This window comes from Bacillus sp. AFS059628 (assembly GCF_002571225.1).
Lineage (GTDB): Bacteria > Bacillota > Bacilli > Bacillales > Bacillaceae_G > Bacillus_A.
In genome coordinates this window covers 18,221-40,692 of the sequence record NZ_NVEC01000004.1, presented here as the reverse complement: position 1 = coordinate 40,692, position 22,472 = coordinate 18,221, and the positions used below count along the sequence as shown (strand labels likewise).

At 33.5% G+C, this 22,472-nt stretch carries 20 protein-coding genes and 1 pseudogene; 17 read left to right on the top strand and 4 right to left on the bottom strand.

The window, feature by feature from the left end; translation table 11 throughout:
• Positions 1 to 46 precede the first annotated feature (46 nt).
• The 14 genes and pseudogenes from COL05_RS03350 to COL05_RS03285 all read left to right on the top strand — a co-directional run bounded on the left by COL05_RS03350 (position 47) and on the right by COL05_RS03285 (position 16,203).
• Complete coding sequence (locus COL05_RS03350; protein WP_098667567.1) at positions 47 to 595, top strand: DUF4865 family protein; 549 nt, start codon at positions 47 to 49, stop codon at positions 593 to 595.
• A 36-nt stretch (positions 596 to 631) separates the two neighbouring features.
• Positions 632 to 1,282, top strand: a complete 651-nt coding sequence (locus tag COL05_RS32255) for a tautomerase family protein (protein WP_098667566.1) — start codon at positions 632 to 634, stop codon at positions 1,280 to 1,282.
• 143 nt (positions 1,283 to 1,425) lie between these two features.
• Positions 1,426 to 1,869 carry a MarR family winged helix-turn-helix transcriptional regulator gene (locus COL05_RS03340; protein ID WP_098667565.1) on the top strand — a complete coding sequence of 148 codons (444 nt, stop codon included), beginning with the start codon at positions 1,426 to 1,428 and terminating at the stop codon, positions 1,867 to 1,869.
• Between the two features lie 120 nt (positions 1,870 to 1,989).
• Positions 1,990 to 3,045, top strand: a complete 1,056-nt coding sequence (locus COL05_RS03335; protein ID WP_098667564.1) for an LLM class flavin-dependent oxidoreductase — start codon at positions 1,990 to 1,992, stop codon at positions 3,043 to 3,045.
• Between the two features lie 616 nt (positions 3,046 to 3,661).
• The gene (gene cydA / locus COL05_RS03330; protein ID WP_098667563.1) at positions 3,662 to 5,065 is read left to right on the top strand and encodes a cytochrome ubiquinol oxidase subunit I; all 1,404 of its coding nucleotides are present in this window, start codon (positions 3,662 to 3,664) and stop codon (positions 5,063 to 5,065) included.
• Positions 5,052 to 6,068, top strand: a complete 1,017-nt coding sequence (gene cydB / locus COL05_RS03325; RefSeq protein WP_098667562.1) for a cytochrome d ubiquinol oxidase subunit II — start codon at positions 5,052 to 5,054, stop codon at positions 6,066 to 6,068. Before cydA ends, cydB begins: the two co-directional genes overlap by 14 nt.
• Positions 6,068 to 7,783 carry a thiol reductant ABC exporter subunit CydD gene (cydD, locus tag COL05_RS03320; RefSeq protein WP_098667561.1) on the top strand — a complete coding sequence of 572 codons (1,716 nt, stop codon included), beginning with the start codon at positions 6,068 to 6,070 and terminating at the stop codon, positions 7,781 to 7,783. Before cydB ends, cydD begins: the two co-directional genes overlap by 1 nt.
• Before the next feature lie 2 nt (positions 7,784 to 7,785).
• Positions 7,786 to 9,510 (top strand): thiol reductant ABC exporter subunit CydC, encoded by a 1,725-nt coding sequence (gene cydC / locus COL05_RS03315; RefSeq protein WP_098667560.1) that lies wholly within the window; start codon positions 7,786 to 7,788, stop codon positions 9,508 to 9,510.
• 161 nt (positions 9,511 to 9,671) lie between these two features.
• On the top strand, positions 9,672 to 10,805 hold the full coding sequence (locus COL05_RS03310; protein ID WP_142337333.1) for a hypothetical protein: 1,134 nt from the start codon (positions 9,672 to 9,674) through the stop codon (positions 10,803 to 10,805).
• Positions 10,806 to 10,926: 121 nt separating this feature from the next.
• The gene (locus COL05_RS03305) at positions 10,927 to 13,488 is read left to right on the top strand and encodes a glycosyltransferase (RefSeq protein WP_098667558.1); all 2,562 of its coding nucleotides are present in this window, start codon (positions 10,927 to 10,929) and stop codon (positions 13,486 to 13,488) included.
• A gap of 19 nt (positions 13,489 to 13,507) precedes the next feature.
• On the top strand, positions 13,508 to 14,638 hold the full coding sequence (locus COL05_RS03300; RefSeq protein WP_098667557.1) for a DegT/DnrJ/EryC1/StrS aminotransferase family protein: 1,131 nt from the start codon (positions 13,508 to 13,510) through the stop codon (positions 14,636 to 14,638).
• Positions 14,631 to 15,197: pseudogene (locus COL05_RS03295) on the top strand (acyltransferase). The gene COL05_RS03300 and the pseudogene COL05_RS03295 overlap by 8 nt, the downstream one beginning before the upstream one ends.
• A gap of 248 nt (positions 15,198 to 15,445) precedes the next feature.
• Positions 15,446 to 15,667 carry a hypothetical protein gene (locus tag COL05_RS03290; RefSeq protein ID WP_063224199.1) on the top strand — a complete coding sequence of 74 codons (222 nt, stop codon included), beginning with the start codon at positions 15,446 to 15,448 and terminating at the stop codon, positions 15,665 to 15,667.
• 89 nt (positions 15,668 to 15,756) lie between these two features.
• Complete coding sequence (locus COL05_RS03285) at positions 15,757 to 16,203, top strand: DUF6376 family protein (RefSeq protein WP_098667556.1); 447 nt, start codon at positions 15,757 to 15,759, stop codon at positions 16,201 to 16,203.
• Between the two features lie 30 nt (positions 16,204 to 16,233).
• Here the strand turns inward: COL05_RS03285 and COL05_RS03280 are convergent, their stop codons facing one another.
• The 3 genes from COL05_RS03280 to COL05_RS03270 all read right to left on the bottom strand — a co-directional run bounded on the left by COL05_RS03280 (position 16,234) and on the right by COL05_RS03270 (position 18,051).
• Positions 16,234 to 16,572: an EamA family transporter gene (locus COL05_RS03280; RefSeq protein WP_076868155.1), complete on the bottom strand. Its 339-nt coding sequence runs from the start codon at positions 16,570 to 16,572 to the stop codon at positions 16,234 to 16,236.
• The gene (locus tag COL05_RS03275) at positions 16,565 to 16,906 is read right to left on the bottom strand and encodes an EamA family transporter (RefSeq protein WP_000805122.1); all 342 of its coding nucleotides are present in this window, start codon (positions 16,904 to 16,906) and stop codon (positions 16,565 to 16,567) included. The genes COL05_RS03280 and COL05_RS03275 overlap by 8 nt, the downstream gene beginning before the upstream one ends.
• 143 nt (positions 16,907 to 17,049) lie before the next feature.
• Positions 17,050 to 18,051: a S66 family peptidase gene (locus tag COL05_RS03270; protein WP_098667555.1), complete on the bottom strand. Its 1,002-nt coding sequence runs from the start codon at positions 18,049 to 18,051 to the stop codon at positions 17,050 to 17,052.
• 364 nt (positions 18,052 to 18,415) lie between these two features.
• On the opposite strand from COL05_RS03270, the gene COL05_RS03265 reads away from it, so the two are divergent.
• Complete coding sequence (locus COL05_RS03265; protein WP_098667554.1) at positions 18,416 to 19,369, top strand: D-alanyl-D-alanine carboxypeptidase family protein; 954 nt, start codon at positions 18,416 to 18,418, stop codon at positions 19,367 to 19,369.
• Positions 19,370 to 19,612: 243 nt separating this feature from the next.
• The gene (locus tag COL05_RS03260; RefSeq protein ID WP_001993708.1) at positions 19,613 to 20,215 is read left to right on the top strand and encodes a nitroreductase family protein; all 603 of its coding nucleotides are present in this window, start codon (positions 19,613 to 19,615) and stop codon (positions 20,213 to 20,215) included.
• Between the two features lie 101 nt (positions 20,216 to 20,316).
• Here COL05_RS03260 and COL05_RS03255 read toward each other — a convergent pair whose 3' ends face one another.
• On the bottom strand, positions 20,317 to 20,487 hold the full coding sequence (locus tag COL05_RS03255) for a DNA mismatch repair protein MutT (protein WP_098667553.1): 171 nt from the start codon (positions 20,485 to 20,487) through the stop codon (positions 20,317 to 20,319).
• 676 nt (positions 20,488 to 21,163) lie between these two features.
• Here COL05_RS03255 and entFM point away from each other — a divergent pair.
• Positions 21,164 to 22,453, top strand: a complete 1,290-nt coding sequence (gene entFM / locus COL05_RS03250; protein WP_098667552.1) for an enterotoxin EntFM — start codon at positions 21,164 to 21,166, stop codon at positions 22,451 to 22,453.
• Positions 22,454 to 22,472 lie beyond the last annotated feature (19 nt).

Below are 22,472 nucleotides of genomic sequence, written 5' to 3'. Positions count from 1 at the left end.
CATCGGTTTATCATTGTGTATATAAGTTAGAAAGTGAGTGATAAACATGATTGGAATGCAATATAAGGTCATTTTGCCAAAGGATTATGACATGGAGATTATAAAAAAAAGAGTAAAGGATAATGGGCATAAAACGGATGGTTTTCAAGAACTAAATTTTAAAGCATATTTAATTAATGAGGCAGGTAAGGACGGGAATTTCTATAACTGTTATGCCCCTTTATATGTTTGGAATGGCCATGAAGGAATGAACAAATTTATCTTTGAAGGGTATTACGATAATATTTTACAATCTTTTGGGTGGCAACAAATAAATATAGGTGTTCCATTAGTTGTTAATCTAAGTGATGATTTTAAGAAATGTAAGTATGTTATTGAATACGTGGGGAGTATTTCTCAAAAGAATTCACTGAGGGAGACTCAATTAAAAACTACGAATGAATATATACAAAATATAGAAAAGTGTTTAGGCCAGGTAATAGTTTATAATCCGGATAAATGGAGGTATAGTCAGTTTAATTTTTATGAAGAAAAGCCTGACATGGTAACGAATAAAGATGTTACAGCATATGAGATTTTGTACATTTCACGATGAAAATTTGTTGAAGTTTAAGAAAAGGACTGAAAATGTATGCCTTTTGTGAACGTTTATTATCATGAAAATAAATTAAATAAAGAAGAAATCAAAAAGATAGGTGAATGTATTCATCTTTCATTAATTGAACATTTTAACATCCCTGAAAATGATTATTTTCAACTGTTTTTATCTTACTCGCAAAATCACTTTTTATATAATCCATATTATTTATTAGAAAGAGGAGAAAAGAGAACAGAGAATATGATGTATGTTTCTATTACATGTGGACCGGGAAGAACGATAAAACAGAAAAGTGATCTGTATCAATCGATATCCTCGAAGGTTTCTGAATGTTCTAGTATAAAAAGTGCAAATATTTTTATTACGGTAAATGAGACATCTGCAGAAAATTGGTCATTTGGTCAAGGAATGGCACCTGCATTTGCTCATTATAGTGAAAAAATATTGTTCGAGGAAGTGTGGCGGGATGACACTTTAACATTAAGAGAAAGGAGTTTATGTACAGTGTCGGTATTAATCAATCTTGGTAATACAGAACAATTACCATTTCATTTGCGACTGGCCAAACAAAATGGAATGAAAGAAAATGAAATGATTGCATTACTAACACATATGGCTTTTTATGTTGGTTGGCCCAAAGCAGTAGGCGCTTTACATATAGCAATGAATGACATGGAAAGTTAAGAATAACGATAAGAAAGAATTNNAATTCTTTCTTATCGTTATTTATGCAATACTCTAATGAGATATTTTTCGCGTTTTCTCTTGCTTTTTTATCACTTGCGTAGTAAAGTGATAGTAAGATTCACGATAGGAAGTGATTAAACATGCGTGATAATACGATAGGATCATTAATATGGTTACGTTTAATACGATTTACGAATCAAAGTAATCAGATGTCAAACGAGTTTTTAAAACGTTTTGATTTAACGACTGCTCAATTTGATGTGCTTTTACAAATACGTACGTATCAACCACTAACGCAAATGGAGTTAGCTGAAAAGGTAACTGTTACTCAAGGTGGTATTTCTCGAATGTTAACTCGTCTTGAAAAAGAAGGATATATAGTACGAAAACAAGATTGGAAAACGAAAACAATTAGTCTTACAGAGCAAGGGGAAGCCGCTTTAGAAAAAGCACTGCCAGAGCAGCTTGCATTTCAATCTTCGTTTTTTGATGATGTATTAAATGAAAAAGAGCAGAAAATATTATACGAGCTAATGACGAAAGTGCATAAACACAGTGAAAAAAAAGAATTACCTCAAGAGTAATTTTTTTTACAGTATCAATTGACTAATCAAGTGAAGATGTAGGTAATAGGGAGATACATTTGACTTACCAACGTTTTAAAAAGAGAAACGAATAACATTTCATTAAAGGAGAGATCAACTATGGAAAAATACCGTATGGATACAAGTAAAGGAATGGAGTTTGGATTATATTCAATTGGGGATCATGTTTTAAATCCACATAACGGAGATAAAATTAGCGCAGAACAAAGAATTCATGAATTAATTGAAACAGCAAAGTTAGCGGATGAAGCTGGACTTGATGTATTTGCTGTCGGTGAAAGTCATCAAACACATTTTACAACGCAAGCTCATACAGTTATTTTAGGAGCTATTGCACAAGCAACGAAAAATATAAAAATTGCGAGTTCAGCTACGATAATAAGTACATCTGATCCGGTACGAGTATATGAGGACTTTGCTACAATTGACTTAATTTCTAATGGACGTGCAGAAATTGTGGCTGGTCGTGGATCTCGTATTGGGGGATATAGTTTACTTGGTTATGACGTGAATGATTATGAAGAGTTATTTGAAGAGAAGATGGATCTTTTATTAAAAATTAATAACGAGGAACATGTAACGTGGAATGGGCAGTTCAGAGCACCGCTCGCACATGCATCGGTTATTCCAAGAGCGAAAAATAATAACTTACCAATTTGGCGCGCAGTTGGTGGCCCACCAGCTAGTGCGATTAAAGCAGGACGGGCGGGTGTGCCAATGATGATAACAACACTAGGTGGTCCAGCTATTAACTTTAAAGGGTCAGTAGATGCTTACCGTGAGGCTGCTGCGCAAAGTGGGTTCAATCCAGCAAGTTTACCAGTTGCAACAACGAGTTTATTTTATACAGCAAAAAATTCACAAGATGCATTTAATGAATACTATCCTCATATTAATGCTGGTATGCTTACACTGCGTGGTGGTGGGTATCCAAAACAACAATTTACAAATGCAGTAGATTATCGTGATGCATTAATGGTTGGTAGCCCGCAACAAATTATTGAAAAAATGCTTTACCAATATGAATTGTTTGGACAACAACGTTTTATGGCACAAATTGATTTTGGTGGTGTACCACTTAATAAAATTGAGAAAAATATCGAACTAGTTGCAACTGAGATTTTACCGGCTATTAGAAAACATACAGCAAATTAATTTAAAAAATACCGAGAGTCTAATCGATTCTCGGTATTTTTTATGTATGAATGTAGTTTGAAAAAGTGACAATAAAATGAATTTTTATTCTAGAAAGAGGGAGGGTGTTTTCTATTTTTGAATAATATTATTATGTGTTTGAATTTTTAAAATACATTTTTCTCTTGACAAAAAACTCACTGATTCCTTCGTTGGTTCAGAGGACATTTTTTTACGTGAAAGTCAAGTGTATAAAGAGAAAAATGATTATTTTATTGATATGAAAGTAAGTCTTATATTAAAAAAATACATTTTATTAATGAGAAAAATCTAATTCAAGAAAATGACAAAAGACATATTTCAGACAAAATGATGTCAATAATACGTCAAAAATAACCTGAATTTACTATGCAGGTATATTATACAATTCGATTAACGAATAAAACACTACTGAAATAGTGAAAAGGTAAATTTTATGAGAAAGTTCTTTTGTAATTATCTTGAAAACTGAAAATTTATATTTTCTAAAAGTACATAAACAAATTTATCTTTCTACATTTCTAAGATTTGAGTTGTTTTATTCATACAACTCAATTGAAATTACGATATAAAAAATTATGAAGGAAGTGATTGTAGTATGGAAACGCTCGAATTGGCACGAATACAATTCGCATCAACAACGATTTTCCATTACTTTTTTGTTCCGCTGTCTATTGGTTTAGCTTTTATCATTGCGTTAATGCAAACGTTATATGTGGTAAAGGGACAAGAAATTTATAAGAAGATGACGAAGTTTTGGACACAAATATTCCTTGTTAACTTTGCGGTAGGTGTAGTAACTGGTATTTTACAAGAATTCCAGTTTGGTATGAACTGGTCAACCTATTCACGTTTCGTAGGTGATGTGTTTGGTCCATCACTTGCGATTGAAGGTTTATTAGCATTTTTCATTGAGTCTACATTTTTAGGTTTATGGGTATTCGGTGAGGATAAATTACCGAAGCGCATTCACCTTTTATGTATTTGGCTCCTTTCAATTGGAACAATGTTATCAGCATTTTGGATTTTAACTGCAAGTGCATTTATGCAATCACCGGTAGGATATGAAATGGCAGCAGATGGACGTGCACAAATGAATGATTTCTTAGCGATCATTCAAAATCCACAATTATGGGTACAATTCCCGCATACAATTACAGCGGCAATTGCAACGGGTGCATTCTTTATTGCAGGTGTGAGTGCATGGAAAATAACGAAAGCTCAAGAAACGGAAGTGTTTAAAAAATCATTCCGCATTTCTATCATTGTTGGAACACTTACAACGGCGCTAGTATTATTCTTCGGTCATGCACAAGCGCAACAATTAATCAAAACACACCCAATGAAAATGGCGGCTGCTGAAGCGTTATGGAATACGAGTGAAGACCCAGCGCCATTTACAGTATTTGCGAAAATTGATGCAGAGAAGAAAGAAAACTCGTTTGAAATTCAAATCCCTTATATGCTAAGTCTATTATCATTTGATAAATTTAGCGGTCAAGTAGAAGGGATGAATCAAATTCAAAAGCAATATGAAGAAAAATATGGGCCTGGAGATTATATTCCGCCAGTACACACGATGTTTTGGAGTTTTAGAGCTATGGTAATGAGTGGAACATTTATGCTTCTTCTGGGAGCGTACGGTTGGTTCTTATCAAGAAAAGACCGTTTAGCTGAAAAAACTTGGTATTTAAAATTAATGGTGTATGCAATTTCACTACCGTTTATCGGTAATACAGTAGGATGGATTATGACTGAAATGGGACGTCAGCCTTGGGTAGTCTTCGGTGTTATGAAAACGGAAGATGCTGTATCTCCAAATGTTACGTTCGGAGAAGTATTATTCTCTTTAGTTTCGTTCACATCACTATATTTAATTATAGGAGGAATTACTGTTTACTTATTCGTTCGTATTATTAAAGGACATGAGAATAAGAAAGCGAAACAGGATTCTCAAAGCCATGATCCATTTGATAAGGAGGATGAGTATGTTATCTCTTAATGAGTTGTGGTTTATCATTATTGCAATTTTATTCGTAGGCTTCTTTGTACTTGAAGGTTTCGATTTCGGTGTAGGTATAGTTTCAAGGTTTTTAGGAGAAAACGATTTAGAGAAAAGGATTTACTTAAATACAATTGGCCCATTTTGGCATGCGAATGAAGTATGGCTTGTTTGTGCAGGTGGCGCTATGTTCGCGGCATTCCCGCACTGGTATGCAACTTTATTTAGCGGGTTTTACATTCCGTTTGTATTTATGCTTGTCGCTTTAATTATAAGAGGTGTTTCTTTTAAATTCCGTGCGAAAATAGATAATCATAAATGGAAAGGTTTTTGGGATTGGGGTATGTTTTTAGGGAGTTTACTACCTCCTATCCTTTGGGGAGTTGCCATTGCTAACTTTATGGTAGGTATTCCAATTGATGAGACGAAAAATGCTGTAGGTGGATTCTTACAATTACTTCATCCATTTGCGTTACTTGGAGGAGTTATGTTCCTTCTGTTATGTATTGTTCACGGATTGCAATTCCTTACTATACGTACAACAGGTAAGTTAAGAGAACGTGCACGTATTGCTGCGTTGAAAATTGCACCACTTGCAATTATAGCACTTCTTATTTTTGCCGGTGTAGGGTTATGGAAAACAGATATTTTCACTGGTCATGGTACAGAGTGGATTATGGTTCCGATTGGAGCTTTTGTAGCGTTATGTGCGTCAACATTATTAAATAAAAGAAGAAGAGATGGTTGGGCTTTCTTTATGACAAGTTTAACAATCATTTTACTAAGTGCGAGCGTGTTTGCTGGCATGTTCCCACGTGTTTTAATTAGCTCGTTAGGGTCAATATACGATTTGACAATTTATAATGCAGCATCAGGAGATTATGCACTAAAACTGATGACGTATTTTTCAATTGCTATATTGCCATTTGTATTGGGAAGTCAAATATGGAGTTTCTATGTGTTTAGACAACCTGTTAAGTCAGATAAAGATTTGGAGTACTAATGAAAAGAAAAAGAGGACTTCCGTCGTATCCTGGTAGCCGAGTTTTATATGTAGTGTTAACACTCATTAGCATGTTAGAAGCTTTTAGTATTATTGCACAAACAGTGTTTTTAGCGAGGGCTATTACGTTTTTATTTCAGGGAGAAACAGTGCAATCTGTATTAAATGAAACGATTTATTTGGGAATCACGTTTGCAGTACGTCACATGCTAGTTCGAGTATCGCAAATATTAGTGGAACGTTTCGCTGAAAAAACAGGATCGCTACTGAGAAAACAATTAATAGAGGCGTATTTCACATTAGGTCCACGATATGTTCAAACTGCTGGAACAGGTCATCTGGTTACCTTATCGATAGAAGGTATTGAGAAATTTAAAACATATATTGAATTAACAATTCCTAAAATGATTAGAAGTAGTATCGTACCGGGACTAATTGTACTATATGTTTTTACACTAGATATTGAGTCTGGAATCATTTTAGTTGTAACGATTCCTATCGTAATTATTTTTATGATCCTACTAGGATTAGCAGCGCAGAAAATGGCGGATAGCCAATATGAAACATATCGTGTTCTTTCTAATCATTTTGTAGATACGTTAAAAGGATTAGAAACATTAAAGTATTTAGGTCAAAGTAAACAACACGAAGGAAAGATTGAAAAAGTAAGTAAAAGATATAGAAAAGCAACGATGCGTACTTTGCGAGTTGCTTTTCTTTCTTCATTTGCATTAGATTTCTTTACGAGTTTATCAATTGCATTTGTAGCGGTCGGATTAGGGATACGTTTAATAGATGGGACAATTGTACTATTACCAGCCCTTACGATTTTAATTTTAGCTCCGGAATACTTCTTGCCGATTAAACAAGTTGGAGCAAATTATCATGCTACGTTAGATGGACAACTTGCAATGGAGCAAATAGAAGAGATTTTACAGCGACAAAAAGAAATAGGGAAGAAAGAATCTAATGTAGACTTAATATGGAATTCAACTAGTAACTTGAAATTACAAGATGTAAAAGTAAAGAATGATGAATCTGAAAAAGCTATATTAGAGGGAATTGATTTTACTTGGAAAGGCACTGGCGCTATAGGTGTAATTGGTGAAAGTGGAGCAGGGAAATCAACGTTAATCGACGTATTAGCAGGATTTTTAACTCCTTCAGCTGGAAAGATGATTGTAAATGGTGTGGAAATTGACGGGGCTACTCGTGAAGAGTGGCAAAAGAATATTGCTTATATTCCGCAGCAACCTTATATTTTCCCGCTTTCATTAAAAGATAACATTTGTTTCTATGAAACAAATATAACTGATGAAGAAGTGGAAAGAGTTATTAATGAAGTCGGTCTTCGTTCACTTGTTACATCGCTTCCAAATGGAATGTATGAAAGAATTGGAGAAGGTGGGCGTATGCTTAGTGGCGGACAAGAACAACGTGTCGCAATGGCGCGAGCCCTTTTAAGTAAAAAGCCAATTATTTTATTAGACGAGCCTACGGCCCATCTTGATATTGAAACTGAATTTGAAATAAAGCAAGCGATGTTACGTCTGTTTGAAGGTAAGTTAGTATTTCTTGCAACACATCGTCTTCACTGGATGAAGCAGATGGATCATATTCTTATTTTAAATAAAGGGGAAATGATAGAAAGCGGAACGTATGAAGAACTTTTAAAGAATGAAGCATTACATTTTCATAGGAAAGAGAGGGGATAGAGATGAGTAACTGGATTAAACCGTATATACAGCAAAATAAAGGTAGAATGACTGTAACTATTTTCCTTGGTCTTCTTGGAGTTAGTTCAGGTGCGATGTTACTTTTCATTTCAGGTTATTTAATCTCTAAATCTGCTCTTAGACCAGAGAATGTAATGGCAGTTTATGTACCTATCGTTGCAACACGTGCGTTTAGTATAGGACAAGCGGTATTTCATTATTTAGAGCGTTTAGTTGGACACGATGTTGTATTGCGCATATTAGAAAAGATGAGAACGAAACTATATGGGATAGTAGAACCACAGGCGTTATTTTTTCGTTCACGATTTCAAACGGGCGATATGTTAGGCGTATTATCCGAAGATATAGAGCATTTGCAAAACCTATATTTACGTACAATATTTCCTAGCATATTAGCATTAGTTGTATATAGCATATTCGTAGTTGTTATTGGTACATTTGACGTAGTGTTTGCACTTATTGCAGGGTGTATGCTAGCGATTATCGTTTTTCTTCTTCCATTTGTATCATTGCTTTTAATGAAGCAACATCATGTTATTTTAAAGCAAGGAAGAAGCCGTTTGTACCAACAACTAACAGACGCTGTTTTTGGATTATCTGATTGGCAAGCAAGTGGTAGAAAAGATGAATTCATTCATAAGTATGTAGAGCAAAATACTCAATTGCTAAAAACGGAAAAAAGAATGAAGCGCTGGAATCATATTCGAGACAGTATCATTCAATTGGTAGTGGGGATTGTAGTTATTTCAATGATCATATGGACTGGAAATGAGGCGGCAAGTGAACAAATTGCACCTACCGTTATTGCGGCTTTCGTCTTAATGACGTTATCTGTCACAAACGCGCTTATTCCTCTTTCAGATGCCATCGATCGTATTCCATCATATGTAGAATCTGCTCATCGTCTAAATCAGGTAGAAGGTAATGATATTTTACAGGATGAAAAGGAATTACCTAAACATAAAGATTATGTTGCATCAAAACATATAGACATTGAATTAAATCATGTATCGTATAGTTATCCGGATAGTAATGAATTCGTATTGAAAGAAGTATCACTACAAATAAAGGCAGGAAAGAAAATTGCCATTTTAGGAAGAAGCGGAACAGGAAAATCTACTTTGTTAAAATTGTTAACAGGTGCGCTAAGCCCGTTACATGGTGAAGTTTTATTGAATAGTGAACATGCTCATACGAATCTTTTATCAAAATATATTTCTGTATTGAATCAAAAGCCGCATTTATTTGATACGACAATTGGAAATAATGTGCGAATCGGCAAACCAGAGGCTACGGATGAAGAGATATGGAAAGCTTTAGAGAAAGCACAATTAGCTTCGCATATTGCTACTCTTCCAGATGGATTACAAACAAAAATGCATGAAATGGGAAAAAGGTTTTCTGGCGGGGAGAGACAACGAGTTGCTTTTGCTAGAACGCTAATGCAAGAAGCACCGATCATTGTACTTGATGAGCCGACGATAGGCTTAGATCCAAAGACAGAATTGTCTTTAATAGAAACAATGTTTTCTGCAACGGAAGAAAAGACAGTAATTTGGATTACGCACCATCTTGTAGGAATTGAACATGTAGATGAAGTTATCTTCCTTGATCGTGGTAAAATTGTGATGCAAGGAAGTCATGAACAACTTCTGAAAGAAAATGAGAAGTATCGAAAGCTTTATGAATTAGATAAAGGAATATAGTTTGAATAAGTAATAATTGTAAAATAGCTACGCCTAATGGTGCAGCTATTTTTGTTTTGAAATGAATATTCTATTCTTCTTTCATGTTGGATTGCAGATGTATATGATTGTTACGAATGAAAAATGAATTTCATATTATACATATAATGGAGGGGATATACATGAAGGAGCAGTATAAAATTATTGTTTTCTGTGATGAATTATCAGGGGGGAGGATTCAAAATGCATTAGACAAAAATAAATGTAAAACAATAGTTCATGTTGTAGACGTTTCAGCTATTGTTCGTATAGAGAGTTCTTTTCAATATATAGTTATTTGGAGAGTGGATGCAGAAAAACTTGTAAATGAATTAATAAACAGGGGCGTGCAAAGTTCAAAAATTATTAATTTAACAAAATACATGTATGAATGGAGGAATAAATTAATTTCTATCTATCAAATAAATCCGGATCTTATGTCTTTATATATTGCTATGAAAAAAGCAAAGAGTGATCCAACGTATGAATTGTTTGCGACAGGTTTATCTTACCCGCATTGTGGTATAAGTACGGAGATCCTCTCAAAAAAGTCAATAAAATTTACACTTCCATCGCAAGACCTGTACTATGATTATTTAATAGCGTCACAACTGCTATCAAACGATCATTCCTTTCAATATTGTTTGATAGGAATAGCCTATTTCTCTTTTTACTTTGACATGTCGTTATCATCTGAAGCATATAGAATTCACAAAGTATATTATCCATTGTTTCAAGACGGTCATCATACTGTAGTGCATTCTCCTCTACCCACTGATGGATTCTCACATCTAGATACCCCGAAACCACTTTCTTCTATTTTTAATTTGCATTTTGAATATATTTTATTAGACGAACTAAAAGATGAATCATTGATATTGCCCTGGATAAATGCTGAATGGAATATTACTCCCCTCCACACTCCTTTTGAAGAACACGGAAAAATAAGAGCAGCTTCACATGCTAAATTATCATATCCTCATACTTTAGTTGAATATAAAACGATTTTCAAAAAATATTTAGAACTACTGTTAAAACATGATATAAAACCACTAATTGTTGTATTCCCTGTTACTTCACATTATTTCAATTGTAGTAGTAAGAAATTAAAAGAGGATTTTTATAAAGTTATAAATGATTTTCAAACTCAATATTCTTTTCGGATTATTGACCTATTTGATTCACCATTATTTTACGATGATGATTTTTATGATAGTGATCATATGAATAAAACAGGTGCTAATAAAATGTCTGCGTTATTAAATATGTTTATTTAGGAACGAAAAGTATGATATTTTGTTTCATGTTTGCATAAAAGTATATAGGTTCCATACAGTTAAAGTAATGTGATTTTTGTGTCGCGTATATAAATAATATGCGAAGAGGTGAGAGAGTAAAATGAGAACTCGAATGGAAAGAACTGAAGAGGTCGTAGATCAACTTCCTTTGGTAAGTGTTTTAATTCCTACGTATAATCGTCCTCACTACTTTGAAGAGGCATTATGTAGTGTGTTAGAACAAACGTACCCTAATATAGAAATTATAGTTGGAGATGATAGCACGAATGACGAAACAGAAAAGGTGTTACAAAAATACTTATGTGATCACTCAAATATTATTTATATAAAAAACAAGTCAACTCTCGGACAGTTTGAAAATGCGCTCATGTTATTTAATGAAGCGAACGGTGAGTATATAAACTTTTTAATGGATGATGATTTATTTCATGTGAATAAAATTGAAAGAATGATGAAGTATTTTTTCAATGATCTAGATAATGAAATTAAGCTTGTAACATCTCATCGTCAAGTAATTGATGATAAAGGAGAAGAACTACGTCATATTTATTCAACTGTTCGTTTATTTGAAGAGGATATGATTATAGAGGGAACAGAATTAGGGAATAGGGTAATTGTCGATCAAAAGAATTATATTGGAGAACCGACCACAGTTTTGTTTCGTAAAAGTGATTTACAAGAACCGTATGGAATCTTTGATAAGAGGAGGTATCTATGTAACGTAGATATAGCTTCATGGTTATCTTTATTAAGTAAAGGAAAAGCAGTATATATAGCAGAGACACTTAGTTACTTTCGATTACATCAAGATCAACAGTTAAATGAATCTAATAAAATGATGGATGGATTAGAAGATTTTTCACATAGTATTCTAGCAGGAGAAAAGTATGGTTTTTTATCCATCGAAAAAGATTTAGACAAAGCGATAACTAATTTTCTAGATTACGCAAGAAGGATAGTTCCATCATCGATATTATATACATTAGACTATTATCAAAAAATTAAAGAAAAGAAAATAAACATAGAAAAGAAAAAACAACATATAAATAATAATTCTCTTTTACCGAAAGTAAGTATACTTATTCCTGCGTACAATAGACCTTATTACTTGGAATTGGCACTCAACAGCGCTCTAAATCAAACTTATGAAAATATTGAAATTGTTATTTCTGACGACAGTACAAATAATGAAGTCAATGCTATGATTCAACCGTATTTACGTGAATATCAGTGTATTACATATGTTAAAAATGAAACGCCGTTAGTTGCTGAAAACTTTAATAAGTGTATACAACTTGCGAACGGTGAGTATATAAACTTTTTATTAGATGATGATTTATTTCATCATGAAAAGATCGAGAAAATGATGAAATACTTTTTGACGTTAGAGAATATTTCATTTGTGACGTCATATCGTGAACTGATTGATGAGAATGGAGAGATATTACCACCTTCAACATTAAATATGAAAATCGCGAAAGAAACTACACTTTTTGAAGGGAAAGAATTAGGGAATTATATGTTGAAAAAATTGAAAAATGTAGTTGGTGAGCCGACAACTGTTTTGTTTAATCGGGAATTGTTTGAAGGGAAGTTTGGGTATTTTAAAGGAAAGGCGTATTCTGCTATTAACGATATTGCAACATGGCTAGATATGATGAGGAAAGGAAAAGTAGTTTATATACAAGAACCTCTCAGTTATTTTAGACAACATATTGGACAAAATCAAAAACAAATGCATTTTATTTTAATGACAATTGAAGAATGGATTGAATTAATTATTGATGCGTATAATAGTGGATTTTTAAGTTCTGAAAGAGATTATAAAGAGAGCTTATCTTATTGTTTAGAAAATGCGGGATTTATAGTTAAGGATGCAGTAAGAAATGGTGAGCTAGATCGAATTTATAATGAAAAGATAAAAACAGGGTTAAACAAGCTAGTTGCTCATATATTTGAGAAAGAATGTTGTTATTGTCAATATTGCAATCAACAATTTGAAAAATTTTCCCCTTGGCCAGCACATTATGATTTTCCGAAATATAAATTTGAGATGTGGAATAAAGATACGGGGATATGTCCAGTTTGTAGTTCAATGGATCGTGAAAGGTTGTATCGTGCGTACATTGAAGCGGAAACGGACTTGTTAAGTAAAAAATATACAATGCTTCATATTGCACCTGAAGAAAAGGTAAGAGATTGGTTTAACGAGTATAGAAATATTACTTATGTATGTGGGGATTTAGAACCAAAGGACCCATTAATGAAGGAAATTGATGTTACAAGCATTACATATGATAGTAATACTTTTGATGTAATTTTATGTAGCCACGTATTAGAACACGTTCTTGATGATGACAAAGCAATGCGAGAGTTATATAGAGTTTTAAAGCCAAATGGATGGGGAATTATTCAAGTACCAATCGTAATAAATGTAGATTCTATTATAGAGAATGAATTAATTGTAACACCACAATTGAGGAAATTAGCTTTTGGTCAAGAGGATCATGTGAGAATATATAATCAATCGGGATTCATTCAACGATTAATGAATGCAGGATTTAAGGTGGAATTATATAACATAGCTGAAAGACAAGGAATGAAAAGTGCTAGGAAATTTGGATTGTCTGAAACAGATATGCTCTATATTGTCCGAAAATGATAGGAAGGAATAGATAGATATGGAGAATATTCCTTTTTTACGTGCTTCAACTGTACCTGTAATTGATTATTTGGAAGAATTGAAGGAAATTGATACATCTCATATATATACGAATTATGGACCTATAAATCAACGTTTTGAGGAAACGATTATGTCGGATTTTTTTCAGAACAGGGGAGCTGTTACAACAGTAGCAAACGCAACGTTAGGGTTAATGGCGGCCATTCAACTTAAGAAAAGAAAAAAAGGAAAGTATGCCCTCATGCCTAGTTTTACATTCCCTGCGACTCCATTAGCAGCTATTTGGTGTGGATTGGAACCTTATTTTATTGATATTTCAATAGATGATTGGTATATGGATAAAACAGTACTTTTGGATAAGATTGAAGAATTAAAAGAAGAGGTTGCGATTGTTGTCCCGTACGCAACGTTTGGATCATGGATGAACTTAGAAGAATATGAAGAATTAGAGAAGAGGGGTGTTCCGGTTGTCGTAGATGCGGCACCGGGATTCGGATTAATGAATGGAAGTATGCATTATGGACAGGGTTTTAGTGGAATGATCGTATATAGTTTTCATGCAACAAAGCCTTTCGGAATTGGTGAAGGAGGGCTTATATATAGTAAAAACGAAGAAGATATACACTGTATTAAAAGGATGGGTAATTTCGGATTTGATAAAAATCGTGAATGTACGATGATGGGGTTTAATTGTAAAATGTCTGAATATGCAGCCGCTATTGGGATTGCAACTATGAAAAAATGGGATAAAAAATTAAAAGAACGCACCCGTATTTCTGAATGGTATAAACAGTTGTTACAAAGTAATGGATTCATAAAAAAAGGGTGGCAACTCCAAAAGACAGACACAGTTATTCAACAATTTATGCCTATTCTTTGTCCAGAAGAAGTTCGCAACAAACAAGTAATAGAAGACCTGAAAAAACAGAAAATAGAAGCTAGATTATACTTTTCGCCATCTTGCCATCAACAAGTTCTTTTTAGAAATTATAAGTCTACAGATTTAATAGAAACGAATAAAATAGCAAAACGAATAGTAAGTTTACCTTTATGGGAAGGAATGACGAAAGAAATAGTAGAACAAATTGTAAGATGTTTAGGTCAGAGGGCGGTGTCGGCAGATGAATAGTTTTTATAGCCAAGAAGAGCTAAAGAAAATTGGATTTTTATCAATTGGGAAGAATGTATTGATTAGTAAAAAAGCAAGTATATATAATCCAGGTGTTATATCAGTAGGTAATCATGTAAGGATTGATGATTTTTGCATTTTAAGTGGCAAAAGTACAATTGGAAGTTATTCGCATATATCAGCGTATACAGCGTTATATGGAGGGGAAGTTGGGATTGAAATGCATGATTTTGCAAATATCTCAGCTAAAACAATCGTATATGCAGTACTTGATGATTTCAGTGGAAATACTTTAATGGGACCAACTGTTCCGAGTCAATATAGGAATGTGAAAACAGAAAAAGTTATTTAAAAAAAACATGCGATTATTGGTGCTAATTCTATTATTTTTCCAAATGTAACTATAGGAGAAGGAACGGCAGTCGGTGCGATGAGTATGGTAAAAGAGAGTTTAGATGATTGGTATATTTATGCGGGAGTTCCCGTAAGAAAAGTAAAACCTCGTCAAAAAAAGATGCTAGAGTTAGAAATTGATTTTTTAAAAAGCATTCATTCTTAATAAAAAAGAATGAATGCTTTTTATTTTTATTCTGCTATTTGCCGGGCAGTAAAACCTCACCCAAAAATTCAGCGAGAGCAAAGAAGTTAGGTTGGGGACTCGCCGCCAGTAAAAAACCGATTGGTGAGGGCTGATTAAAGTTTCACTTTATGATAAAGCAGAATGTATCTTAATTTATTATGTTTTAAATTTTGCTGACCAAGGCAATACTGAGCCATAGTGAATGTAAAGTTGGAGGGCGAGCGTATATGTTTGATGAGGATGGGATTGTTTTAATTATGGAACCAGCTGATGAAAGGAACTTGAGGAGATTTATTTTTTCAGTGCCAAAGTCAGTGTATGAAAAGAAGGGGCTTACATTACACTATGGAACAGCTATAGGACAAGGATATATGGATATAATTGAAGATATTATTAGCGTACATATAGAAATAGATGTTGTAACTGTAATCGGGCATGTAAGAGGATAGATAGCTATTTGAAAAAGGTTTTAAGTAATTTAGCTAGAAGTTATGATAGAAAAAATTGCAGACAATTATAAAAATGAAGGGAGCCTACAATGAAAATAAAATCAATTTTATTAGCATGTATAGTCTCAATTGGATTAATGGGATGTTCACTAGTAGAACAAGGAAAGAACTCCATAGATTATGCGCAAAAAGCGACAGGCTATGTAAATGAAATAAGTGCATTTGCAAATGATGCACCAGCATTAGCAGAAAAGGCTGTTAATGATAGCGAGGCTCGAAAAGAATTAGAAACGAAGCTTAGTGAAATTAAACAAGACATACCTGCATTCAATGAATTAACGCCACCTGATGTAGCGAAGGATCTTCATCAGCAAATTGTCGGATATAACGAAAAGTTAAATACATTAATTGATACGGCGATGACAAAGATAGAAGAAGGAAAAGTGGATGTAGAGCAATTTAAAAACTCTGAGCTTATGCAGACGGTAGATCAAGTTCGAGATTTGAAAGATAAGGTGCAAAATTTAGGTCAATAGTAAAAAGCTCCGTTNNAACGGAGCTTTTTACTATTGGATACAATAAACGATTACACCAACGATAATAATCATGTTGCCGATGAGTTTACGTTTTGTTATTTTTTCTCCTAGGAAATACCAACCGAAAATTAATATGATGATATAACTTAAGGATTCTAATGCTGATGCTTGTTTTAATGCCATGCCCTTCATGGCAATAACATTTAATCCAGCGTTAATTACAAATAAAGAGTAGCCGATAATAACATAAGGATTCACATATTCTTTTATTCTAGAATCGTATTGTTGCAAAGTAGCTTTTTTTAATAATATTTGTGAATAATTAGCTAAAATTATCCCGAAAATAAATAATAATATATAACTATTCATCTTTTGTCACCACCACAATTCCGACGATAATAATAGCTGCACCAAGTAAATGATTCCACTGAATCGTATCTCCAAATAGAAATACTGACCAAAGCATTGACCATAATATAATAATCCCGCGATGTGAATATGCTTTTGATATTTCGAAATGTTTAATTACTTGTTGCCATAAAATTGCATAACCAAATAAAAGTATAACTAGTCCGAAATAAGCAATAAAAAATGAGATTGAAGCAATGGGAAATTTAGCCGCCCATTTCATGTAAACCATAATGATAGAATATATCAAAAAAGCTACATGTAAAAATAAGTAATTTTTAATAGTTGGTTTCATTTATTCACTCTCTTTTACATATAAATATATATTTATACCTAATTTTTCTAATGATAGGTATTGGAACGTATTTAGTTTAATCTTTCACATTCCGAATTATATAGTATCATGGCTTTTATTGTAAAACAATAGAAGCCATGTATTCATTTTTTCCAAGATTCTACGATATGTATCGTTTTATTTGTTGCATCCATCTCTACTTGAACACCGATAGGCATGGTGATCATTGGATGTGTATGGCAACAATCGAAGTCTGCTAGAAAAGGAATTCTTTGATTTTGAAGTACTTCTAATAGTATTTCAAAAGGTTTTCGATTTGTACCACAATTATCAAATTGCTCATGTTTTCCAAGAATGATCCCTGAAATTTTATCGAATACACCATTAATTTTAAGGAATGAAAAGCTTCTTTCAATAGTAGCTGCATCTTTTGAACTGTCCTCAATAAAGAGAATGTCACCTTCTTGAATATGTGGCATATAAGGGCTACCCCAAATTCCTTGTATCGTGTTTAAATTCCCACCAATAATACGTCCAGTAGCTTTTCCGTCAATTACTGAAATCCAATCGTTTGGTCGAAGTTCTTTCTCCTTCGTCTTTTCTTCCCAATTAATAAATTCATCTGACCAAAATAATGGTTGTTTTATATGATAAGGAAGGGAATGATCATGTAGTAAAGTTTCAGCAAAATATTTGTATGTGCAATCAACAAAAGGTTCAAATTCGCCAAAAGAAGGGACGAGAGCTGGTCCATAAAATGTAGGGATGCCTGTTTTGGCGTGAATTCCTAGTAATAAAGCAGTTGCATCTGAATACCCAATCATTATTTTAGGGTTATTTAGATAAGCATCATAATCAATATAAGGTAATATTGAATTTGAATTCATGCCACCAATTGTTGACATGATACAAGAAACATTAGGATTTCTTATTAAAGCATTCAGTTCCTCAGCACGCTCTTGTATACTACCCGAACGATAGAAATCATATCGGCCTGTTAATGAACCTTCTAATATATGAAACCCTTTCTGTTGTAAGTAAGATTTTGCTCGTTCAAATCTTTTTGGAGAAGTGTAGGTTACTGGTGAAGAAGGGGAGTAGATCCCAATTGTGTCTCCGTATTTTAATGATTTTGGAAGTAGCATTTGTATGAATCCCTTCTATTAAATAATTTATCCCGCTTTAATGGGCAGTAAGACCCCCACCTCAGAATTCAGCAAAAGCAAAGAAGTTAGGTGNNGGGATGAAGAAAACCCCCACTGATTAAAGTTTCACTTTATCTCGCTATTTGACGGGTATCCCGATTGGTGAGGGTGATTAAAGTTTCGCTTTATTTACGAGATTTTATTGTTGAATATTCTTACGTTTCAATATTGTAAGTTTAACATAAATAAATTAAAATAATCATTGCTTTATATGAATAAATATACCTTTTACCTTGACTATATAAAGGAATTATTGTTAAGGTTAAATGTGAGTGTATAAAAGGTTTGCTAAAGGAGTTTTGAAATGAATCGGTTAAGATGGGGAAGGATTACAGTCCTATTAGTCATTATTTTAGGGATATGTTGGTTCTTATTCCAAGGAAATCAAAAGAGCGTAGCGAATGTAGAGGGAAAACCTTTGCAAGTGGCAGAACTACCTAAAGCAGGATTTACTGAAAAAGTAGTCCCGCCAAAGTACATCCCACCAGAAATTGACGCAAAAGCGGCTATGATTATCGATGCGAGTGATGGAGATATTATTTATCAATATAATGAAAATGAAGCTTTTGCACCGGCTAGTATGTCTAAGATGATGACAGCGTATCTCCTACTAGAGAGTATACATAACGGGAAAGTTCGCTGGGAAGATCCAGTGAAAATGAGTGCGAAGGCGGCACAAACAGAGGGAGCGAGAATCCCAGTACAAGTTAATGACACATTAACTGTTAAAGATTTATATCATGCATTAATGATTGAGTCAGCTAATAATGCAGCTGTGGCTTTAGCAGAACATATGGCAAAATCGGAGAAAGATTTCGTTCAGCTTATGGATGCAAAAGCAAAGCAGTTAAAAATGTCGGAACATGCTAAATTTGCAAATGCTTCTGGATTACAGGAGCCAGATGGAAGTGAAACAAAAATGACGGCTGGTGATGTAGCAAACTTGGCGTATCATCTTATAAAAGATTACCCGGAAATATTAGAAGTGACTCACTTACGTCAAAGTCAGTTAGCATTTAATAATATTAATGTTATAAGTACAAATGATATGTTAAATAAAAATAATAAAGCTTTATATATAGAAGGAATAGACGGATTAAAAACAGGATTCACAGATAGCGCAGGGTATTGTTTTACGGGTACAGCAAAACAAGGTGATACTCGTATTATTACAGTTGTTATGGGAACAAAAGGTAAAACGAAGCGTTTTACAGAGACGAATAAGCTAATGTCTTATGCGTTTGGCTTAGTTAATTAAGTAAAATATTGAGCTGTATCATCATATAAGAAAGGCAATTTGTTGTTACGTACTATCGGTAACAACAAATTGCCTTTTATTTTTTAGCACTAATAAAGTAAAAAGGTAAAAAATGTGAGTGTTATTATTTGAGTTTATTATTGTTTGTTTATATTATAAAGTTAGAAACTTATTAATGATAAGTTTTGAGGGGCATATGATGTGTACATAGGAAAAAGCCTCAAATGAAAATTGGAGGGAATTATGATGGCAAAAGATTTTTACTCAGCAATTGAAGACAGAAGATCTATTTACGCAATTAGTAAAGAACAAGTAGTTTCTGATGAAAAAATTCAAGAAGTGATTTATCATGCTGTAAAACATACACCTTCAGCTTTTAACTCTCAGAGCGCTCGCGTTGTCGTCTTGCTTGGAGAACAACACGATAAGTTATGGGATATTACGAAAGAAACGTTACGAAAAATTGTACCTGAAAATAACTTCGCTTCTACGGAAGAAAAAATGAATGCATTTAAAAGTGGTTATGGAACAGTTCTATACTTCGAAGATAGTGAAGTGGTGGAAGAACTGCAAGAAAAATTTGCATTATACAAAGAGAACTTTCCAATTTGGTCTCAGCAATCCTCTGGAATGTTACAATTTGCAATTTGGACAGCTTTAGAAATTGAAGGATTTGGTGCTACATTGCAACATTACAATCCGTTAATTGATGAAGAAGTGAGAAAAGAATGGGGAGTTCCAGAAAATTGGAAGCTTATTGCGCAAATGCCGTTTGGTAAACCGGTTGTACCTGCAGGTGAAAAAGAATACCAGCCTTTAGAAAACCGTGTGAAAATTTATAAATAATGTAGGAGCGAGTGGGGGAATTGTTTATCCTCCACTAATTATTAGTTGAACCAATCGGGTTTTTGCCACTTATAAAAAGGTGAACAGNNCTGTTCACCTTTTTATAAGTAGTAAGGATTTTTTTGATAGGAATTTTTCATCTGATTTTTTAATTCTTTTTTACGTGTTTCAATAGTTGATATTTTTTGTAAGGTAATAATTGAAATGAATTGAAAAAAAGCATAGTACAGTTCTATATTTTTATTTATAGGATCATCTATTATGTTTTTCATAAATATACCTCCCTTTTGATTCCACTATTTGCAAGCAATAAAACTCTCATCTTAAAATTCAATTGCTTTCCGTGTAGGGTAAATAAAATGTGTATAGATTAAAACGCTACTATATATATGATAATATAAATACCCTATAAATTCCATAGACAGTTAAAAATGGGTAGCGGAATGTGTACTTTCGTCAAATTAGAACAGAATTTTTGAAGATAAATCTTACAAATCGTCAAATCTTTTAAAAGCGATAGATAGTATCGAAAATAGTTTTCTAAAAATATTATGCTATTGATAAAAAAAGCATTTTTTGTCATGATAAGAGTATGCTTCATAGAGGTGACTTTACTAGGAGATAGACTCTTTGCATTGTATTAGATTAATAGAGTTTTTCCGGGGAGATAGGAGAATGCATATTAAGATAATAAATGGAATGTCGAATTTTCAATGAAATACATAAGAAATTTGAAAAAAACATTGCAAAAACATTAAGTTTAATGGTAAAGTTCACATGAAGTTCACACGGATTTCACTTCATTCATTTAAAATGAACTCTGTGTGAAAAATAAAACTCTTGTTAAAAAATGGAACTTAATGAATATTTTACTTTAATAATATTGTAAAGTATTAAGTTTATAATTTTTTTAAAGAGGATAGTAGGGAAAGGAAGTAAAGACAACTTATGAAAAAAGTAATTGCAGGTTTAGCAGCAGCTTCTGTAGTGGGTGTTGCAGTTCCAGGTATGGATTCTGCTCAGGCACAAGTTTCAAATGAGGCGCTAAAAGAAATTAATGGACAAAATCAAACTCAAAATCAAACGACTGTAACTGAAACAAAAACTGTAGAAACAAAATCTGATTTAAAATACACAGTAAATGCTGATGTATTAAATGTTCGTTCAGGTGCTGGTACAGGACATAGCGTGATTTCTAAAGTGAAATCAGGTCAAGTACTACAAGTAATTGGACAAGAAAACGGTTGGTTCAAAGTAACTGTAAACGGTCAAACTGGTTATGTAAGTGGTGACTTCGTAACGACTGGTGGTAAAACAGGAACTACTGTTCAACAAGGAACTGGTACTTATACAGTAAACGTTTCTTCACTAAACGTACGTACAGGCCCAAGTACATCTCATACAGTATTAGGCTCTGTAAATAAAGGTAAAACAGTACAAGTTGTTGGAGAAGTACAAGATTGGTTTAAAATCAACTTCAATGGTGGAACTGGATACGTAAGCAAAGACTTCGTAACAAAAGGTGGTTCTGCTGTATCTAACCAAACACAACAACCAACTACAAACAACAACAATACTACTACAGTTCAAACTGGTGGTTCTTATGTTGTTAACACTGGTGCTTTAAAAGTACGTACAGGCCCAGCTACATACAACGCTGTAATCGGTGGTGTAACAAACGGTACAGTATTAAACGTTACTGGCGCTGAAAATGGTTGGTACAAAATTAACCATAACGGCCGTACAGGTTACGTAAGTGCAGACTTCGTTAAGTTTGTAAAAGGCGGAGTAAACAACGTTACAAATAACAATAACGTTACAAATAACGTTCAACAACCAGGTAAAGACGTACAAAAACCAACAACAGGTGGAGATACATCTTCAATCGCTGGATTCGCTAGATCTTTAAATGGTTCACCATACAGAACTGCTGGTACAACACCTGCTGGTTTTGACTGCAGTGGATTCATTCACTACGTATTAAATCAAACTGGTCATAAAGGCGCTCGTCAAACAGTTGCTGGATACTGGAGCTCTAAAACAAAAACTAGCAATCCACAACCAGGTGATTTAGTATACTTCCAAAATACTTATAAATCAGGTCCTTCTCACATGGGCGTTTACTTAGGAAACGGTCAGTTCATTAGTGCAGAAACTGATGCAACTGGTGTACGTATTAGTTCTGTAAGCAACTCTTACTGGAGCAAGCACCTATTAGGTTACACAAAAGCATACTAAGAAAAAGTAGTTTTATATA

Bases quoted from the DNA above. Each gene is read 5' to 3' on its own strand.
- COL05_RS03350 (WP_098667567.1), top strand. From the start codon at position 47: ATGATTGGAATGCAATATAAGGTCATTTTGCCAAAGGATTATGACATG.
- COL05_RS32255 (WP_098667566.1), top strand. From the start codon at position 632: ATGCCTTTTGTGAACGTTTATTATCATGAAAATAAATTAAATAAAGAA.
- COL05_RS03340 (WP_098667565.1), top strand. From the start codon at position 1,426: ATGCGTGATAATACGATAGGATCATTAATATGGTTACGTTTAATACGA.
- COL05_RS03335 (WP_098667564.1), top strand. From the start codon at position 1,990: ATGGAAAAATACCGTATGGATACAAGTAAAGGAATGGAGTTTGGATTA.
- cydA (WP_098667563.1), top strand. From the start codon at position 3,662: ATGGAAACGCTCGAATTGGCACGAATACAATTCGCATCAACAACGATT.
- cydB (WP_098667562.1), top strand. From the start codon at position 5,052: ATGTTATCTCTTAATGAGTTGTGGTTTATCATTATTGCAATTTTATTC.
- cydD (WP_098667561.1), top strand. From the start codon at position 6,068: ATGAAAAGAAAAAGAGGACTTCCGTCGTATCCTGGTAGCCGAGTTTTA.
- cydC (WP_098667560.1), top strand. From the start codon at position 7,786: ATGAGTAACTGGATTAAACCGTATATACAGCAAAATAAAGGTAGAATG.
- COL05_RS03310 (WP_142337333.1), top strand. From the start codon at position 9,672: ATGAAGGAGCAGTATAAAATTATTGTTTTCTGTGATGAATTATCAGGG.
- COL05_RS03305 (WP_098667558.1), top strand. From the start codon at position 10,927: ATGAGAACTCGAATGGAAAGAACTGAAGAGGTCGTAGATCAACTTCCT.
- COL05_RS03300 (WP_098667557.1), top strand. From the start codon at position 13,508: ATGGAGAATATTCCTTTTTTACGTGCTTCAACTGTACCTGTAATTGAT.
- COL05_RS03290 (WP_063224199.1), top strand. From the start codon at position 15,446: ATGTTTGATGAGGATGGGATTGTTTTAATTATGGAACCAGCTGATGAA.
- COL05_RS03285 (WP_098667556.1), top strand. From the start codon at position 15,757: ATGAAAATAAAATCAATTTTATTAGCATGTATAGTCTCAATTGGATTA.
- COL05_RS03280 (WP_076868155.1), bottom strand. From the start codon at position 16,572: ATGAATAGTTATATATTATTATTTATTTTCGGGATAATTTTAGCTAAT.
- COL05_RS03275 (WP_000805122.1), bottom strand. From the start codon at position 16,906: ATGAAACCAACTATTAAAAATTACTTATTTTTACATGTAGCTTTTTTG.
- COL05_RS03270 (WP_098667555.1), bottom strand. From the start codon at position 18,051: ATGCTACTTCCAAAATCATTAAAATACGGAGACACAATTGGGATCTAC.
- COL05_RS03265 (WP_098667554.1), top strand. From the start codon at position 18,416: ATGAATCGGTTAAGATGGGGAAGGATTACAGTCCTATTAGTCATTATT.
- COL05_RS03260 (WP_001993708.1), top strand. From the start codon at position 19,613: ATGATGGCAAAAGATTTTTACTCAGCAATTGAAGACAGAAGATCTATT.
- COL05_RS03255 (WP_098667553.1), bottom strand. From the start codon at position 20,487: ATGAAAAACATAATAGATGATCCTATAAATAAAAATATAGAACTGTAC.
- entFM (WP_098667552.1), top strand. From the start codon at position 21,164: ATGAAAAAAGTAATTGCAGGTTTAGCAGCAGCTTCTGTAGTGGGTGTT.